The organism is Devosia elaeis (assembly GCF_001650025.1).
Lineage (GTDB): Bacteria > Pseudomonadota > Alphaproteobacteria > Rhizobiales > Devosiaceae > Devosia > Devosia elaeis.
Window position 1 is genome coordinate 1 of record NZ_LVVY01000085.1, and the last position, 17,409, is coordinate 17,409.

General features: G+C 65.0%; 17 protein-coding genes. 7 read left to right on the top strand and 10 right to left on the bottom strand.

The window, feature by feature from the left end:
- Positions 1 to 47: 47 nt before the first annotated feature.
- The 6 genes from A3840_RS09900 to A3840_RS09925 form a co-directional block, all read right to left on the bottom strand.
- Positions 48 to 689 (bottom strand): YoaK family protein, encoded by a 642-nt coding sequence (locus tag A3840_RS09900; protein ID WP_067455643.1) that lies wholly within the window; start codon positions 687 to 689, stop codon positions 48 to 50.
- A 54-nt stretch (positions 690 to 743) separates the two neighbouring features.
- Positions 744 to 1,163, bottom strand: a complete 420-nt coding sequence (locus A3840_RS09905; protein WP_205633360.1) for an HIT family protein — start codon at positions 1,161 to 1,163, stop codon at positions 744 to 746.
- 157 nt (positions 1,164 to 1,320) lie between these two features.
- Positions 1,321 to 2,496 (bottom strand): GNAT family N-acetyltransferase, encoded by a 1,176-nt coding sequence (locus A3840_RS09910; RefSeq protein ID WP_245676589.1) that lies wholly within the window; start codon positions 2,494 to 2,496, stop codon positions 1,321 to 1,323.
- 63 nt (positions 2,497 to 2,559) lie between these two features.
- The gene (locus A3840_RS09915) at positions 2,560 to 3,018 is read right to left on the bottom strand and encodes a RidA family protein (protein WP_067455649.1); all 459 of its coding nucleotides are present in this window, start codon (positions 3,016 to 3,018) and stop codon (positions 2,560 to 2,562) included.
- The gene (locus tag A3840_RS09920; protein ID WP_082903799.1) at positions 3,015 to 4,349 is read right to left on the bottom strand and encodes a DNA polymerase IV; all 1,335 of its coding nucleotides are present in this window, start codon (positions 4,347 to 4,349) and stop codon (positions 3,015 to 3,017) included. Before A3840_RS09920 ends, A3840_RS09915 begins: the two co-directional genes overlap by 4 nt.
- 1 nt (position 4,350) lies before the next feature.
- A complete protein-coding gene (locus A3840_RS09925; RefSeq protein ID WP_165603164.1) occupies positions 4,351 to 4,629 on the bottom strand; it encodes a DUF3572 family protein in 279 nt (92 codons plus the stop codon).
- A gap of 150 nt (positions 4,630 to 4,779) precedes the next feature.
- On the opposite strand from A3840_RS09925, the gene A3840_RS09930 reads away from it, so the two are divergent.
- The 3 genes from A3840_RS09930 (at position 4,780) to A3840_RS09940 (ending at position 7,361) form a co-directional block, all read left to right on the top strand.
- Positions 4,780 to 5,151: a response regulator gene (locus A3840_RS09930; protein WP_067455664.1), complete on the top strand. Its 372-nt coding sequence runs from the start codon at positions 4,780 to 4,782 to the stop codon at positions 5,149 to 5,151.
- 94 nt (positions 5,152 to 5,245) lie between these two features.
- Complete coding sequence (locus A3840_RS09935) at positions 5,246 to 6,616, top strand: PleD family two-component system response regulator (RefSeq protein ID WP_067455667.1); 1,371 nt, start codon at positions 5,246 to 5,248, stop codon at positions 6,614 to 6,616.
- Positions 6,617 to 7,070: 454 nt separating this feature from the next.
- Positions 7,071 to 7,361, top strand: a complete 291-nt coding sequence (locus A3840_RS09940) for a GIY-YIG nuclease family protein (protein ID WP_067455670.1) — start codon at positions 7,071 to 7,073, stop codon at positions 7,359 to 7,361.
- A gap of 173 nt (positions 7,362 to 7,534) precedes the next feature.
- On the opposite strand, the gene rpmG is transcribed toward A3840_RS09940, so the two are convergent.
- Positions 7,535 to 7,702, bottom strand: coding sequence for a 50S ribosomal protein L33 (gene rpmG / locus A3840_RS09945; RefSeq protein WP_046104197.1), 168 nt, complete (start codon positions 7,700 to 7,702; stop codon positions 7,535 to 7,537).
- A gap of 115 nt (positions 7,703 to 7,817) precedes the next feature.
- Here rpmG and A3840_RS09950 point away from each other — a divergent pair, with 115 nt between their 5' ends.
- Complete coding sequence (locus A3840_RS09950) at positions 7,818 to 8,234, top strand: hypothetical protein (RefSeq protein ID WP_131798296.1); 417 nt, start codon at positions 7,818 to 7,820, stop codon at positions 8,232 to 8,234.
- Positions 8,235 to 8,647: 413 nt separating this feature from the next.
- Here A3840_RS09950 and A3840_RS09955 read toward each other — a convergent pair whose 3' ends face one another.
- Together A3840_RS09955 and rnr are read right to left on the bottom strand one after the other, a co-directional pair.
- A complete protein-coding gene (locus A3840_RS09955) occupies positions 8,648 to 9,046 on the bottom strand; it encodes a DUF983 domain-containing protein (protein WP_067455680.1) in 399 nt (132 codons plus the stop codon).
- 3 nt (positions 9,047 to 9,049) lie between these two features.
- Positions 9,050 to 11,329: a ribonuclease R gene (rnr, locus tag A3840_RS09960; protein WP_067455683.1), complete on the bottom strand. Its 2,280-nt coding sequence runs from the start codon at positions 11,327 to 11,329 to the stop codon at positions 9,050 to 9,052.
- 145 nt (positions 11,330 to 11,474) lie between these two features.
- Here rnr and plsY point away from each other — a divergent pair, with 145 nt between their 5' ends.
- Together plsY and dprA are read left to right on the top strand one after the other, a co-directional pair.
- Entirely contained in the window at positions 11,475 to 12,083 is a 609-nt protein-coding gene (gene plsY / locus A3840_RS09965) for a glycerol-3-phosphate 1-O-acyltransferase PlsY (RefSeq protein ID WP_067455686.1), read from the top strand.
- Between the two features lie 2 nt (positions 12,084 to 12,085).
- Positions 12,086 to 13,213 carry a DNA-processing protein DprA gene (gene dprA, locus A3840_RS09970; protein WP_067455688.1) on the top strand — a complete coding sequence of 376 codons (1,128 nt, stop codon included), beginning with the start codon at positions 12,086 to 12,088 and terminating at the stop codon, positions 13,211 to 13,213.
- A 184-nt stretch (positions 13,214 to 13,397) separates the two neighbouring features.
- On the opposite strand, the gene murB is transcribed toward dprA, so the two are convergent.
- Positions 13,398 to 14,417, bottom strand: coding sequence for a UDP-N-acetylmuramate dehydrogenase (gene murB / locus A3840_RS09975; protein WP_067455816.1), 1,020 nt, complete (start codon positions 14,415 to 14,417; stop codon positions 13,398 to 13,400).
- A 210-nt stretch (positions 14,418 to 14,627) separates the two neighbouring features.
- On the opposite strand from murB, the gene topA reads away from it, so the two are divergent.
- Positions 14,628 to 17,243 (top strand): type I DNA topoisomerase, encoded by a 2,616-nt coding sequence (topA, locus tag A3840_RS09980; RefSeq protein WP_067455691.1) that lies wholly within the window; start codon positions 14,628 to 14,630, stop codon positions 17,241 to 17,243.
- Positions 17,244 to 17,409 lie beyond the last annotated feature (166 nt).

Here is a 17,409-nt window from a genome sequence, read left to right on the forward strand (position 1 = left end):
CGCCATCATCAAACAATCCACAGTTGCTTGACCCGAGGGGTCTGGATTCATCCCCGCCGCGCGGCCCGGACATGTCCCGTCGTGAACGCGGCATAGACGAATATTGGCAGCGTCAGCGCGTAAATGCCCACCAGGCTATAGAGCCAGGCGCCGATGATCGCGCCGGCCAGGAGGCCCAGCCAGATGGCCAGATGTTGTGCCCAGCGCCAGGGCGGCACCTTGCCCTTGAGGGCCAGGGCGAGGTCCTGGCCGGCGACATAGAGCGTGCCGGTGACGAAGGTGGCGCCGAGGCGGACGGCGCCGCGCATGGGCAGGATGGCGTTCTGTGCGCCGGCCGCGGCGGCGAGGACCAGCATGGACTGGCCCGGCGGATGGCCCAGGAGCACCAGCGCCAGTGCTCCGGCCACGCCCAGGGTGACGCCGCCGCTGACGGTGGCCGGCCCCCAGCGCAGGTTGGAAAAGGCGAGCAGATTGCCCAGCACGCTGCCGATGAAGAACAGCGCCACCAGCGACAGGGTGAGCCCGACCACCGGCCAGGCGCCATCGACCAGGGCGGCGCCGCCCTGGGTGGTATTGCCGCTCATGAAGGAGGTAAAGAACCCGCCCAGCTCGATGAAGCCGATGGCATCGACGAAACCGGCGGCGCCGGTGAGAACCATGCCGAGAACCAGATGGCGGGCAGGGGTCATGACGGAAGGGGTCTTTCGGAAAGGGCGCCAACCATGTGCGGGGCCATGGACGGGCTAGAGCCGCGCGGCGATGTCTTGGGCGAGGGCGGCCAGTTCGGCATCGTCGGCCTTGCCGCCGGCATGGGCGCCGAGGGGCACGCCCTCGTAGACGGGAATGACGTGGAAATGCAGGTGAAAGACGGTTTGCCCGGCCGGCGCCTCGTTGAACTGGGCGAGGCGGATGCCATCGGCATTGGTGGCTGCCTTGACGGCGCGGGCGACCCTCTGCACCAGCGGCATGACGGCCGAGATCGCCGCCGGATCGGCATCGAGAAGGTTACGGGAGGGCGCCTTGGGCACGATGAGCGTATGGCCCTTCGATTGCGGGAAAATGTCCATCATCACCAGCGCATTGTCGTCCTCGTGAACCTTGTGGCAGGGCAGCTCGCCCTTGAGGATCTTGGCGAAGATATTGGTGGAATCGTAGGTCATGATGCGGGGTCCCGATCCTGAGGTCGTCACCCTCGGGCTTGACCCGAGGGTTCTTTTTCTTTCTCTGGCATCGCAAGTGAAGAGCCCTCGGGTCAAGCCCGAGGGCGACGAGCGGTGAGAGAAATCGCTTCCTGGCGCATGGCGAGGCGAAGCCTTTGCCTTACCGCTCCTGGCGCTCGCCTTTGCGGAACGGGGTGAAATTTTCCAGTAGCGCCTGTTCGCGTTCGACGGCGGGGCGCTCGTTTTCCAGATAATCGGCGACGGCGTGGCGGAGGCCCGGATGGGCGATCCAATGCACCGAATGGGTGGTGACGGGGGCATAGCCGCGCGCCAGCTTGTGCTCGCCCTGGGCGCCGGCCTCGACCACGTCGAGCTTGTGGGCGATGGCATAGTCGATGGCCTGGTAATAGCAGACCTCGAAATGCAGGAACGGCACGTCGCGAATGGCGCCCCAATTGCGGCCATAGAGCCGGTCCTTGCCGCGGAAATTGATGGCGCCGGCAATCGGCGTGTCCCCGTCATAGGCCAGCATCAGCACCACGCTTTGCGCCATGTACTGGCCCAGGAGCGAGAAGAAGGCGCGGTTGAGATAGGGGCGGCCCCATTTGCGGGCGCCGGTATCCTCGTAGAAATCGAAGAAGGCGTCCCAATGGGCCTCGGTGATGTCGCGGCCCGAGAGCCAGCGGATCTTGATGCCATCGGCCAGGGCATCGCGGCGCTCGCGGCGGATGGTCTTGCGCTTTCGGGAGGAGAGATTGTCGAGGAAATCCTCGAAACTGGCATAGTTCTGATTGTGCCAGTGGAATTGCGTGTCCATGCGCCGCAGCCAGTCGAGCGAGCCTGCCAGCTCCGCCTCGGCTTCCGGCACGAAGGTGAGGTGGACCGAGGAGGCGTCATGCCGGCCGGCCAATTGCTGGGCGGTCTGCAACAGGGCCGCCTGGGCTTCGAGACTGCCCGAGGGGACGAGCAGCTTGGGGGCGGTGGCGGGCGTGAAGGGCACCGAGCCCTGCAGCTTGGGATAATAATGGCCGCCGGCCCGCTCCAGCGCATTGGCCCAGCCATGGTCGAAGACATATTCGCCCATGGAATGGGATTTGAGGAATAACGGCATCAGGCCGATCGGCTTTTCGTCCGCGTCGGCGAGGAGGATATGCTGGGCCTGCCAGCCGGTTTCGCCAATGGCGCAGCCGGATTCCTCGAGGGCGCGGAAAAAGCGGTGGTCGAGGAAGGGATTGTCGGGATGCCCCTCGGTGCCGGGCGCGAGCCCGTTCCAGACCGCTTCCGGAATGGAGGCGGTGCTGGGATGGATGGTCGCGCTATAACCGGATGCGGGCACGGAAGGAGCCTTGAGAGGGGTGCGGTCGATATGGGGGCGCGGGGCCGCCATATCAAGCCGGCCTCAAACCTCGATGACGGCGTCGATCTCGACGGCGGCGCCAAGGGGCAGGGCGGCCACGCCGAAGGCGGCGCGGGCATGCTTGCCCTTGTCGCCGAGCACGCCGACAAAGAGATTGGAGGCGCCATTGGCCACCAGGTGCTGCTCGTTGAAATCGGGCGTCGAGGCGACGAGCACGGTGAGCTTGAGCACCTGCTTGATCTCATGCAGGGGAATGCCGGCCATGTGCACGATCTGGGCCATGATGTTGACGGCGCAGAGCTCGGCGGCATTGCCGCCCTGGACGACGTTCATGTTGTCGCCCAGCCGGCCCTGGACCACGCCGCCCTCATTGCTGGAAATCTGCCCCGAGACATAGACGAGATTGCCCGAACGGGTGACGGGCACATAGCTGGCCACCGGCGCCTTGGGCGCAGGCAGTTCATAGCCATATTCGCGGAGCTTTTCGATCGGATCGTTCATCTGGTCTTGCCTTCGAGGTCTTCTGCTTCTTCTTCGGAAACCGGCGCCGATTCGGGGTCGGGCCGGGCGGTATAGAGCTTGCCGCGCACCAGGGCGGCGCGGCCGAAGCGGGTGCGGACGCGGTCCATGGCCCGCTCCGCCGCCGCGCGGCGTGCCACGAGCGGCTCCAGCAAATCCACCGGATCGGTGCCGTCGGCCGCTTCGATGCCCGAAACGCCGATGCCGATCAGGCGGAACGCCGTGCCGTCCGCTTCGCGCTGCAACAGGCTGAGGCCCGTTTCGTAGAGCACATTGGCAAGCTGTGTCGGCATCATCAGGTGTCGGGCGCGCGTGCGCAACTTAAATCCGGCGCTCTTGAGCTTGAGCGTCACCGTGTCGCCCACCACGTTCTTGGCCTTGAGCCGCTCGGACAGCCGCTCGCAGCACTTGAGCAATTGGGTGGACAGATCGTCGAGCCCCGCCAGGTCGTGGTTGAAGGTGGTTTCGGACGAAATGGTCTTCATCTCGCCGTCGATCGAGACGCGGCGGCTGTCGAGGCCCTGGGACAGCCGGGCGAGGCGCGCCCCCGATTCGCCATAGAGCCGCATCAGCCGCGCCGGGTCCTCCTGCTGGAGCTGGCCGATCGTGTGATAGCCGTCCTTTTTCAGCGTCTCGTAAAACACCTTGCCGACCCCGAAGATCAGGCTGATCGGTTTAGGCTCCAGAAAGGCAAGCGTCTCGGCCCGGCCGATCACCGCGAAGCCGCGTGGCTTGTCGAGGTCGGAGGCGACCTTGGCCAGGAACTTGTTGTGGCTGAGCCCCACCGAAATGCTGACGCCGATCTCCTGCTCGATAGTGCGGGCAAAGCGGGCCAGGGCGAGGGCAGGGGGCGCCTTGTGCACGCGCTCGGTGCCGGTGAGATCGAGAAAGGCCTCGTCGATGGAAATGGGCTCGACCAGCGGGGTCAGCGCATCCATGTGGCGGCGGATCTGGCGGCTGACCTCGACATATTTGGCCATGTCCGGCTTGATGATCACCGCATCGGGGCAGAGCTCCCGCGCCTTGAACATGGGCATGGCCGAGCGGACGCCCGATTGGCGGGCGATGTAGCAACAGGTGGAGACGACGCCGCGCACGCCGCCGCCGATGATCAGCGGCTTGTCGCGCAGGCTGGGATCGTCGCGCTTTTCCACCGAGGCATAGAAGGCGTCGCAATCGACATGGGCGATGGAGAGGGCAAAGAGCTCGTCATGGCTCCTGAGGCGCGGCGAGCCGCAGCCCGGACAGCGGTTCGGCACGGCCGCGCTGGTCCCGGAGGTCAGGCAATCCCGGCAGAGCCAGTCCGCGTTCATCTCACTCCACCCGGTTGAGCCTGTGCCAGACGCGCATGAAGGATTCCGGTGAAAACCCGCCATTGGCGCAGAGGGCGAGCAGAATCGCTTCATTTGCGGCAAAGTAGTCGATGAGGCCGTGCTGCAGACGCTGCGAGCCGACCGACGCGCGCAGGGCCTGGGGATCGAGGCCCGCATGCTGCATGAAGGCCAGGAGCTCCTCGGGATTTTCCGCGAGATAGCCCAGGCAGGCATCGGCAAGGGCGGAAACGTCCGGCGCGGCGCGGTCGGAAACGGGCAAGGCGGGCCTCATTTGGTGTTTTGTAACGGTTTCGATGCTAGCCGAAGTCGGGCCGGAAGCGAAGAATTTCACGATGTCGAATACCCGACGCCGGGATGAAGACGAGCCGACGAGTGCCGGTGATGCAGGCCAGCGCCAAGCGAGGGAATTATGCCCAAGACTGTGATGATCGTGGAAGACAACGAGCTCAACATGAAGCTCTTCAACGATCTGCTGGAATCGCGCGGCTACAACGTCATCCAGACCCGCAACGGCATGGAGGCGCTGGACCTGGCGCGCGCGCATATGCCGGACCTGATCCTGATGGATATCCAGCTTCCCGAGGTTTCGGGCCTGGTGGTGACCAAGTGGCTCAAGGATGACGAGCAGCTTGCCCATATCCCCGTGGTCGCGGTCACGGCCTTCGCCATGAAGGGCGACGAGGAGCGCATCCTGCAGGGCGGCTGCGAGGGCTATATCTCCAAACCGATCTCGGTGTCTCACTTTCTGGAAACCATTGCCCATTACATTGGGCCGGCCTGAATAATCATCCGGCGCGTCCTGCGCCGGCATTCGGGCGGGTTCGACGCCGGCATGGACGTGCCGGCGGGCCGGTGCGTTTCTCCGGGGTGGTGGTGTGACTGCGCGCGTTCTGATCGTCGATGACATTCCAACCAATGTTCGTCTGCTCGAGGCGCGCCTGACTGCCGAATATTACGAGGTGCTGAGCGCCGGCTCGGGTCCGGAGGCGCTGGCCATCTGCCAGGAGCAGGAAATCGACATCGTCCTGCTCGACGTGATGATGCCCGACATGGACGGTTTCGAAGTCTGCCGCCGGCTCAAGGCCAGCCCGAAGACGCATCATATCCCCGTGCTGATGATCACCGCGCTGGACCAGTCCTCCGACCGGGTGCAGGGACTGGAGGCCGGCGCCGACGATTTCCTCACCAAGCCGGTGGACGATACCCAGCTCATGGCGCGGGTGAAGAGCCTGGTGCGGCTGAAATCGCTGACCGACGAATTGCGCGCCCGCGCCATGACCGGCCAGCAGATCGCCATCGAGGATGCCCTGCACGCCATGGATGCGATCTCGGCCAGCGGCGGTTCGATCCTGATCGTGGACAGCGACGCGCGCCATGCCGAGCGTGTCAAATCCTACCTCACGCCCGAACACCAGGTCGATATCCTGCTCGAGCCGGCCGATGCCGTGTTCCAGGTCAGCGGGGCCAGCTATGATCTGGCTCTGGTGAGCATGAGCCTGGGCGATTTCGATCCGCTGCGGGTCTGCTCGCAAATCCGCACCGTTGAGCACACGCGCAACCTGCCTATCATCCTGATGGCCGATCCGGCCGACAAGCCGCGCGTGGTGCGGGCGCTGGATCTGGGCATCAACGATTTCATCCATCGCCCGCTGGAGCGCAACGAATTGATGGCGCGGGTGCGCACGCAGATCCGCCGCCACCGCTATGCGCTGGAACTGCGCCAGAGCGTCAACAATACCATGGCCATGGCCGTTACCGACGCACTGACCGGGCTCTATAACCGCCGCTATTTCGAACGGCATCTCCATCTCATGCTGGGCAAGGCGCAGGAGCAGGGGCGGGACCTGGCGCTGATGATCCTCGATATCGATCACTTCAAGGCCGTCAACGACACCTATGGCCATGATATCGGCGACGCGGTGCTGCGCGAATTTTCCGCGCGGCTGAAGCGCAATATCCGCGGCGTCGACCTGGCCTGCCGCTTCGGCGGCGAGGAATTCGTGGTGCTGATGCCCGATACCGATATCGGCCAGGCCGACATCGTCGCCGAGCGGGTGCGCCAATCCATTGCCGACAAGGGCTTCGAGGTGGGCACGCCCCGGCCGCTGGTGGTGACGGTATCGGTGGGGGTTTCGCTCAACGAAGGCCAGGCCGATACACCCGAAAGCATGGTCAAGCGCGCCGACATGGCCCTGTACCGGGCCAAGCGCCAGGGACGCAATCGCGTCATTTTCGACGCGGCGTAAACGGCCCGATCGGCCCGTTAGGGTTATCCGTTATAATTAACAAAGAGTTGTCGCGGCGTGGCGGCCGGAATTGCTTGGACTTTTGGCCGAGGCAGCGTAGGTTCCCTTTCACTGGCCTTGGGATTTTTCCCAATAGGTCTCCGGTACCCTACGGCCATGTCTCAGGTCCGCCGCAACTCCTGAGTTCCCGTAGGGCGGCTGGTCCGGATGCGGACAGAGTGGCCTCTTCGACATGCCGCTCCGGACCAGCCACTCTTCATTCCTGGCCCCGGCACTGAGATTTACGCTTCTTCTCCATACGGAGCGTCACCCCAATACATATCGGTGGGTTGAGGAGCAGTGGAGCGCAAGCCGCGAGCGCGCCGGACCTGCGCCTGCTGTTGTGCAAATCATGTCCATCGGAACCGTCATCACCCGGCTTGTCCGGGTGATCCATTTTCGACATTCTCGGAGCATGAAGGGTTATGTCTATATCCTCGCATCTAAGAAGAATGGCACGCTCTATACTGGCGTGACTTCGAATCCTTCGCGTCGGCTGCTTGAACATACTCGTGAACTGACGCCTGGATTCACCTCGCGCTATGGTGTGAAAACACTCGTCTGGCTGGAGGTTCACGACTTGGTCGTGAATGCGATCCGGCGGGAGAAGGCTATCAAGAAATATCCGCGCCAGTGGAAGATCAATTTGATCGAGGCGGTCAATCCTGAATGGAAGGATTTGAGCGCCTGGCTTCTGGATACATGACTGACGCCGGCCGCAAGTGGATTGCCCGGACAAGCCGGGCAATGACGATCACTATTTGGGATTACGCGAGATAGCACTATTTGGGATTATGCGAGATAGGGAGGCGGCAATGCCAAAAACAAAACCCCGCAATCGCTTGCGGGGTTTTGTTCATTCTATCCGGGAAGGATCAATTACTTGATCTTGGCTTCCTTGAATTCGACATGCTTGCGCACGACCGGGTCGTACTTCTTGAAGGCCAGCTTTTCGGTCTGGGTGCGGGCATTCTTCTTCGTCACGTAGAAAAAGCCGGTATCGGCCGTCGAGACGAGCTTGATCTTGATGGTGGCGGCCTTGGCCATGATAGTGTCCTTCACAAAGCGAAAGGCGCTGCAAGCGGGGCAGCGCCGGAATTTGGGCGCAACCTACGGATTTGCGGCCCGTTGTCAAGTCGATAGCATCGCCATGGAGCCCCCGATGAGCGCGCCAACCGAATTGCTGCACAAACTCCAGATCAAGGCCGGCAGCAGGATCTGGTTCATCAACGTGCCCCAGGCCATTGCCGAGGAAGTGACCGCGGGGGCGGAGGTGGAGCCGGTGCACGAAAAGGACGCCTATGACGGCGTGCTCGCCTTTTTCGATTCACCGGCCGAAATCGTGACCCTGGCGCCGCGCATCCTGGTGGAGATGCCGCCCGACGGGCTGCTCTGGGTGGCCTATCGCAAGGGGCCGGCGGCCAAGGCGGCCGGTCTCAATCGCGACCGCGGCTGGGAGCCGCTGGAACAGGCCGGCTGGCGCCCGGTGCGCCAGGTGGCGCTGGACGCCGAATGGTCGGCGCTCCGGTTCCGGCCACGGGAATTGGTGAAGGCGAAAGAGGGAAGCCGTTTCGGGTGACGATATAATCCCACGCGCTTTGGACACCCTCCCTTTGACGGGGAGGGCCGGGGAGGGGTGCTCCCACGCTCGGAAATCGGGGCTCCCGCACCCCCTCCCCTCCTCCCCCGTCAAGGGGGAGGTGCAGGCCGGCGTGGGCCGGGGTGTCGCGTCTTTGTCCTGCTGCTCCAGACCATTTCACTCTAGCAGTGAACGGCTACCCACCATCGTCACCACCGGGCTTGTCCCGGTGGTCCATGCTCCGGCAAGATGGATTGCCGGGACAAGCCCGGCAATGACGATAAAGGCGAGTGACATGTCTTTCACTCACTGGGTGAAATGCTCTGTACCTCGGATCAATCAGCGCTGCGCGATGGTCCCCGCCACTCGGGCATAGCTCTCGTGGCCTTCGGACCTCGGATTGATCCACCGGATCAATCCGCGCTGCGCGAGGGTCCGAAGCCATACATGCGGTTGGCCCATTGCAGGCCGACGATCGATCCCTTGATTGAGGGCAGGATGGCCAGCGGCATGACGATGGCCAGCGGCACCATGGTCCAGATATAGGTGATCGGCTCGACCCTGTAGGCCATGTCCATATGCAGCATCAGGAAGATGATGATGTGGCCCACGATGGTGATGGCGATATAGGGCGGGAAATCGTCGGCGCGGTGATGGTTCAGCTCTTCGCCGCACACATTGCACGCATCCGCCACCTTGAGATAGGCGCGGAACATCTTGCCCTGGCCGCAATGCGGGCAACGGCAGAGGGTGCCGCGCCACATGGCCCGGCCGACGCTGCGCTCGTCTAGAGTCCTGGCCTGTTCGGTCATGCCTTACCTCTTTCTGCGGCCCTTGGGGCCGTAGCTTTTAGATGGGCCCTTTCGCGGCCGCCTGCCAGATGGCGGATTGCCGCGCCTGCCTTCGGACAGGAGTTCGAAGCGTAACGCGCCAGCTACCGGAGCGGCTTCGAGCAGGCGCACGCTGACGCGATCGCCCAGGGTGAAGGTTTCCCCGGTCCGTTCGCCGATCATGGCCTGCCGTTCCTCGACATAGCGGTAATAGTCCTGGCCCAGCGTGGAGGCGGGAATGAAGCCGTCGGCGCCGGTCTCGCTGAGGCGGATGAAGAGGCCCGAGCGGGTGACCCCGGAAATGCGGCCATCGAATTTCGCGCCGATCCGCTCGGCCAGGTATTGGGCCAGCAGCCGGTCGGATGTCTCGCGCTCGGCCAGCATGGCGCGGCGCTCGGTAGCCGAAATATGCTGGGCGATGCCGGCGAGCTTCTGCGCCTCCTGCTCGGTGAGGCCATCGCCACCGAGATCGAGAGCGCGGATCAGCGCCCGATGCACGATGAGATCGGCATAGCGGCGGATGGGAGAGGTGAAATGGGCGTAGCGGTCGAGATTGAGGCCGAAATGGCCGTAATTCTCGGCGGCATATTCCGCCTGCGCCTGGCTGCGCAGCACCATTTCGCTGACCTGCTCGACATTGCCGGCCTTGCGAGCCTGGCCGAGGATACCGTTGAAATCGGACGCGCGGACGCTGTCGGACTTTTTCACCGCGATATCGAGGCTGCCGAGGAAGTCGCGCAGGGCCTGGAGCTTTTCCGAGCTGGGCTCGTCGTGGACGCGGTAGAGCAGTTCGCTGCGCTTCTGTTCCAGCGTCTCGGCGGCCGCGACATTGGCGGCGATCATCATTTCCTCGATCAGCCGATGGGCGTCGAGCCGCTCGGGCACGTGGATGTCGCGCACCATGCCCTTGTCGTCGAGCAGGATCTTGCGTTCCGGCAGGTCGAGGTCGAGCGGACCGCGCTGGTCGCGCGCCTTGCCCATGGCGGCATAGGCGGCCCAGAGCGGCTCGAGGATCGGCTCCAGCAGGAGGCCGGTCTGGTCGTCGGGATTGCCATCGATGGCGGCCTGGGCCTGCTGGTAGGAGAGCTTGGCGGCCGAGCGCATCAGGATGCGGTGGAAGGAATGGCTTTTCTTGCGGCCATCGGCGCCCAGCACCATGCGCACCGCCAGGGCGGCGCGGGGCTCGCCTTCTTTGAGCGAGCACAGCTCGTTTGAAATGCGCTCGGGCAGCATGGGCACGACGCGATCGGGGAAATAGACCGAATTGCCGCGCAGATACGCCTCCCGGTCCAGCGCCGTGCCGGGCCGCACATAGGCGGCCACATCGGCAATGGCGACGGTGACCACGAAGCCGCCCGGATTGCTCGCGTCCTCGTCCGCCGCGGCATGCACCGCGTCGTCATGGTCCTTGGCATCGGCGGGGTCGATGGTGATCAGCGGCAGGTCGCGCCAATCCTCGCGGCCCTTGAGTGTCGCTTCCTTCGCCGCCTCCGCCTCGCGGATCACGCTGGTGGGGAATTTGTAGGGAATTTCCAGATTGTGGATGGCGATCATCGACACCGCGCCTTCGGAGGCGGGATTGCCGATGACGGCGGTGACCCGGGCGCGCGGAATCATCAGCCGGCCGGAAAGCTTGACCTCCACCTCCACCAGGTCGCCGTCAGCCGCCTGGCCGAGATCGCCCAGGGGAATGCGCATTTCCTTCTGCTTGCGATCCACCGGAATGAGGCGCGCGCCATCGTCGTCCATGCGGACGATGCCGATATGGGCGCGGCGCGGCTTGTCCAGCACCTTCATCGGCCTGGCGCTGTAATCGGGCACGACGTCCTCGCCGGCATCGATGCGGGCCAGGATGCGATCGCCCGGCGCCGGCACGACCCGGGAGCGGGAATCGACCAGCACGCGCACACGCGGCCGCTCGCCCTCTTCCTCGTTCCACTGCGCGGGAAAGGCGTGCAGATCGTCCGGATCGGCATCGCCGGGAATATCGAGCACGGTCACATGGGGCAGGGCGGCAGTGCGACGCAGCGCCTTGCGGGTGCGCGTGATGATGCCTTCGCCTTCCAGCTCGTTGAGCATGGCCTTGAAGGGCCGGCGCAGATCGCCGCGAATGCCGAAGACCTTCGCCAGGTCGCGCTTGCCCTTGATGTCGTCCTGCTGGGCGAGGGCCTCGAGCAATTGCTCGCGCGTCGGCAGGCGGTCGGCTGCGGGCTGGCGCGGGCGCTTGGGGCCGGATGTGTTTTTTGCTTTTGGTGTTTTGGCCATGTGTCGGGCTTTGGGGAGTTAACCTCTATGTAGGGGATCGACCGGGCTTTGCCAAATGCCGGGCTGGTTTATGGGGAGATTCCGCTTTTTCCTTGTGACAGGCCGGCCCGAAAGGCTAACTCTTGGCCAAAAAGGGAGGCGCATCATGCCAGCCGATATCCTGCCGCTGATCTATGCCGTCGTGCTGGGCTACCTCTTCGGTTCCATTCCCTTCGGCCTCATCCTGACGCGCGCCGCCGGCCTGGGCGATATCCGCCAGATCGGTTCGGGCAATATCGGGGCGACCAATGTGCTGCGCACCGGCAACCGGCCCATCGCCGCGGCCACCCTGGTGCTCGATGCGCTCAAGGCGGTGGTGCCGATACTCATCGCGCGCCATTTCTGGGGTGAGGATGCGGCGCGGCTCGCGGCGCTCGGCGCCTTTCTCGGCCATTGCTTCCCCGTCTGGCTCGGCTTCAAAGGCGGCAAGGGCGTGGCGGTGATGATCGGCTCGTTGCTGGCCCTGCATTGGCCCGTCGGCCTTATCTTCTGCGCCGTCTGGCTGCTGATCGCACTGACCCGCAAGATGTCGTCGCTGGCCGCGCTGACGGCCGCCGCCACCGCGCCGATCTTCGCCTATGTTCTGGCCAGCGAGCGATTGGCCATCGTGGTCCTGGGCCTGGCCCTGCTGCTCTTCTTCCAGCACCGCGAAAATATCGCCCGGCTGCTCAAGGGCACCGAACCCAAGATCGGCGACGGCAAGAAGGCCGGCTGAGCATGGCGGGGCGGGAGAATACGACACTCACGCCCGCCCAACGCATCGCCTGGCTGCGGCTGGTCCGCACCGACAATATCGGCCCGGTCACCTTCCGCCAATTGCTCAACCGCTTCGGCTCGGCCGAAGCCGCCATCGCGGCCTTGCCGGATCTGAGCCGGCTGGCCGGGCGCCCGCTGGAGGCCATCAGCCGGGCCCGCGCCGAAGACGAGATCGCCGGCCTCGTCCGCTATGGTGCGCGGCTGGTGGCGCAGGGCGAGCCGGATTATCCCGGCCATCTCAATTACATTTCCGGCGCGCCGCCCCTGGTCACCATGGCCGGCGGCGAGGGGCTCGACTGGCAGCGCAGCATCGGCATTGTCGGCGCCCGCACCGCGTCCACTGCCGGGGTGAAGATGACGCGGCTGCTGGCCGGGGACCTGGGCGCCGCCGGCTATGTCGTCGTTTCCGGGCTGGCCCGCGGCATCGACAGCGCCGCCCATCGCGCGGCGCTCGAAACCGGCACCATCGCCGTGCTGGCCGGCGGTTTCGACCGCATCTATCCGGCCGAGAACATTCCGCTCGCCCACGACATTCTCGACAATGGCGGGGCCCTGATCACCGAAATGCCGTTGGGCTGGGAGCCGCGCGCCCGCGACTTTCCGAGACGTAACCGGCTGGTTTCCGGTCTCTCGCTCGGCGTGGTCGTGGTCGAGGCCGCCAAGCGCTCCGGCTCGCTGATCACCGCGCGGCTGGCCCTGGAGCAGAATCGCGAAGTGTTCGCAGTGCCCGGCTCGCCGCTCGATCCGCGCGCCGAGGGCGGCAATGCGCTGATCCAGCAGGGCGCGCGGCTGGTGACCAATGCCGCCGACATCATCGAAGGCCTCGGCAATGCTGATCCGGCGCGCACGGCCCTGTTCGATCCCGAATGGCGGCCGGAAGGCGGCGGCATGCTCGACCCGCCGCCCCCCGCCGAAAGCGACCGCGCGCGCCTGCTCGAAGCGCTGTCCACCACGCCGGTCGAGGTGGACGAACTCATCGCCCAGACCGGCATCGCGCCCCACGCCATGCAGGTGCTGCTGCTGGAACTCGACCTGGCCGGACAGGTGGAATGGTCGAGCGGGCAATTGGTGGGGTTGCGGTATAGTTGAGGGGTTTGGTGCTCGTTGCGGCATCCCCCTCATCCGGCGCTGCGCGCCACCTTCTCCCCGAGGGGGAGAAGAACGGTCCGGCGCTCGCCCTTATTCCTCTCCCCCTCGGGGAGAGGGTGGATCGGCCGGAGGCCGAGACGGGTGAGGGCGCGCGTGAGCCACGATCATCCGCCAAGATCACGGGCTACAAAAACACCGGCTCTTCGTGCAATTGCACGCCGAACCGCGCGCGGACAGTCTCTTTCACATGTGCCGCCAGCGCCGCCACGTCGCCCTGTTCCGCCCCGCCGTGATTGACCACGACCAGGGCATGGCGCTCCGACATGCCGACCAGCCCCATGCGAAAACCCTTGAGGCCCGCTTTTTCGATCAGCCAGCCGGCGGAGAGTTTTAGGCGGCCATCGGCCTGGGGGAATTGCGGCGCCGTGGGGAATTCGGCCAGGACAGGGGCGGCCTCGGCGGGCGCGACGATGGGGTTCTGGAAGAACGAGCCGGCATTGGGATTGACCCGCCAGTCCGGCAGCTTGCTCATGCGCAGGGCGATGACGCGGTCCATCACGGCGCGCGGCGTCACCCCGCCGCCATCGGCCAGGTCGGCCAGCCCGGCGAAATTGAGGTTGGGCACCCAGGCCCGCGACAGGCGCAGGCGCACCGAGAGCACGATATAGCGGTCGGCCTCATGCTTGAAGACGCTGTCGCGATAGGCGAAGGCGCAGGCGGCGCGGTCGAACTGGCGCTGCTTGCCCGTGTGGCGGTCGAAAGCGGTCAGCGAGTCGAAGAAATCGGCCAGCTCCGCCCCATAGGCGCCGATATTCTGCACCGGGGCCGCGCCCACGGTGCCGGGAATGAGCGCCAGGTTTTCGAGCCCGCCAAAACCCTGCTCGACGCTCCAGGCGACGAGATCGTGCCAGGTTTCCCCCGCCGCCGCCTCGATGAGCACCGCGTCGCCCTCATCGGCGCGCACGCGCCGGCCGGACAAGGCCATCATGGCGGTGATGCCGTCGAAATGGGGCGCGAGCACCACATTGCTGCCGCCGCCCAGCACCCGGACGGGCAGGTCCAGGCGTGCCGCTTCTTCGAAAAGCGCGGGCAGGGCGGCGGCGTCCCGCAGCTCGATTCCGAAGCGCGAGCGCGCCCGCAGCGCCAGCGTATTGCGCGCCGAAAGGTCGAAATCGGGGATCAATTGCGGGAGGAGGTCCGTCATATTCGCCTTGCTCGTCTCGTCGCCGGGGGCACGTGCATGATCCGTCCGGCCGCACTGCTTCATCCTAGCATGGCCTGCCCGGATAAACCGGGCAATCGCGATAGGCGAGCCTTTTCTGTGCCATGCCGCAAAAGCCCGCCCCGTTGACACCGGCATCGGCCTTCACCATGTTGCGCGCTCTTCGAGTACAGTTGCGGAACGGATCGCCGAATGAAGGTCGTTGTCGTTGAAAGTCCGGCCAAGGCCAAGACAATCAACAAATATCTGGGCAAGGATTACGAGGTCCTGGCCAGCTTCGGCCATGTCCGCGACCTGCCGGCCAAGGACGGCTCGGTGCGTCCCGACGAAGATTTCGCCATGTCCTGGGAGGTCGATACGGCCTCGCGGAAGCGCATTGCCGATATTGCCAGCGCGCTCAAGGGCGCGGACGGACTGATCCTGGCCACCGACCCCGATCGCGAGGGAGAGGCCATTTCCTGGCACATCCTGGACGTGCTGCGCGCCAAGAAGGCGCTGAAAAAGGATGTTCCGGTGCAGCGCGTGGTGTTCAACGCCATCACCAAAGACGCCGTGACCGCCGCCATGGCCAGGCCGCGCGACATCGACATGCCGCTGGTCGACGCCTATCTGGCGCGCCGCGCGCTCGATTATCTCGTCGGCTTCACCCTGTCGCCGATCCTCTGGCGCAAGCTGCCGGGTTCGCGCTCGGCCGGCCGCGTGCAATCGGTGGCCCTGCGCCTGGTGTCCGACCGCGAAGCTGAGATCGAAAAGTTCAGGCCCGACGAATATTGGTCGGTCGAGGCCCAGCTCAACCAGGCGGGCAAGAGCTTCCTGGCACGCCTCTTCGCCGTCGACGGCAAGAAGACAGACAAGCTCGACATCAAGAACGGCGAAGATGCCGCGGCGCTGAAAAAGCTGATCGAAAGCGGCCAGTTCAACGTCGCCAATGTCGAAAAGAAGCCGACCAAGCGCAATCCCTACGCGCCCTTCACCACCTCCAGCCTGCAGCAGGACGCATCCTCGCGCCTGGGCCTTTCGCCTTCGCGCACCATGCAGATCGCCCAGCGGCTCTACGAGGACGGGCTGATCACCTATATGCGAACCGACGCCGTGCAGATGGCGCCCGAGGGCATCGCCATGGCGCGCTCGGTGATCGGCAAGTATTTCGGCGAGCAATACCTGCCCGAAAAGGCGCGGATCTATCAGACCAAGGCCAAGAACGCGCAGGAAGCGCACGAGGCTATCCGGCCCACCGACATGTTCAAGCGGCCCGAAAGCCTCAATCTCGATGCCGATCAGCAGAAGCTCTACGGGCTGATCTGGAAGCGCACCCTGGCCAGCCAGATGGCTTCGGCCGAGATCGACCGCACCAGCGTCGATATCGCCGTCAACGTGCCCAGCCGCGCCGTGACCCTGCGCGCCACCGGCTCGGTCGTCACCTTTCCCGGCTTCCTCACCCTCTATGGGGTCGAGGCCAAGGGCGATGGTGACGAGGACGAGGATGGGCGCGAATTGCCGCCGCTCCAGGTCGGGGACAAGCCGGCGCTCGACAAGGTCGAGATCGAGCAGCATTTCACCCAGCCGCCGGCGCGCTATACCGAAGCCAGCCTGATCAAGAAGATGGAAGAGCTGGGCATCGGCCGCCCCTCCACCTATGCGGCGACGCTGACCACGCTCAAGGACCGCGATTACGTCAAGCTCGAGGGCAAGGCGCTGCATCCCGAGGATCGCGGCCGCATCGTCACCTCCTTCCTCGAGAGCTTCTTCTCCCGCTATGTCGAATATGGCTTCACCGCCCATCTCGAAGAGCAGCTCGACGAGATTTCCGCCGGCAAGCTCGACTACAAGCAGGTGCTGCGCGATTTCTGGCGCGATTTCACCGCGGCGGTGGAAGAAATCAAGGATCTGCGCGTCTCCGAAGTTCTGGACGCGCTCAACGACCTGCTCGCCGACCACATCTTTCCGGCCCGGGAAGACGGGTCCGATCCGCGCCGCTGCCCCACTTGCGGCACCGGTACGCTGTCGCTGAAACTGGGCAAGTTCGGCGCCTTTATCGGCTGCTCGAACTATCCCGAATGCAAGCACACCATGCAGCTTTCCGATGCGGCCACCGGCCAGTCCTCGGACGCGGCGGCCGGCGACGGCGTGCTCGGCACCGATCCGGTGAGCGGCGAGGAAGTCCATCTCAAATCCGGCCGCTTCGGACCCTATGTGCAGCTCGGCGAGGGCAAGGAGCCCAAGCGCAGCTCGCTGCCCAAGGGCTGGGAGCCCGGTTCGCTGACGCTCGAAAAAGCGCTGCAATTGCTTTCGCTGCCGCGCGAGGTTGGCCTGCATCCCGAAACCGGCCTGCCCATCTCGGCCGGTTTGGGCCGTTATGGCCCCTTCGTGCTGCATGACGGCAAATATGCCAACCTGCCGGATGTGGAAGAAGTGTTCACCGTGGGGCTCAACCGCGCCGTGGACCTCATCGCGCAAAAGGCGGCCGGCGGCGGTCGCGGCGGACGCGGCGCGGCCCGGGCCGCCATCCAGACCTTCGAGCATGACGGCGGCCCGATCACCGTACGCGCCGGGCGCTACGGTCCCTATGTCAACCAGGGCAAGATCAACGCCACCCTGCCCAAGGACTTGAAGCCCGAAGACGTGACCCTGGAACAGGCCGTGGCCATGATCGCCGCCAAGGCCGAAGCCGGCGGCGGCAAGAAGAAAGCCCCGGCAAAAAAGGCCGCCGCCAAGAAACCGGCCGCCAAGAAGGCCCCGGCAAAGAAAGCGGCCCCGAAAAAAGCGGCGGCCAAGAAGGACGTCGATTCCGAAGACGTGCCGTTCTGAGGATGGGGCGTTCCCTTCTCCCCTGAGGGGAGAAGGTGGCCCGAAGGGCCGGATGAGGGGTTCAGCCTGCGGCGCAGGCCGGGAAATCTTCACCCCTCACCCCAACCCTCTCCCCTGGACGGGCGAGCGGCGCAGGAACCGCTCGCCTGGGTTCCTGAAGGCCACT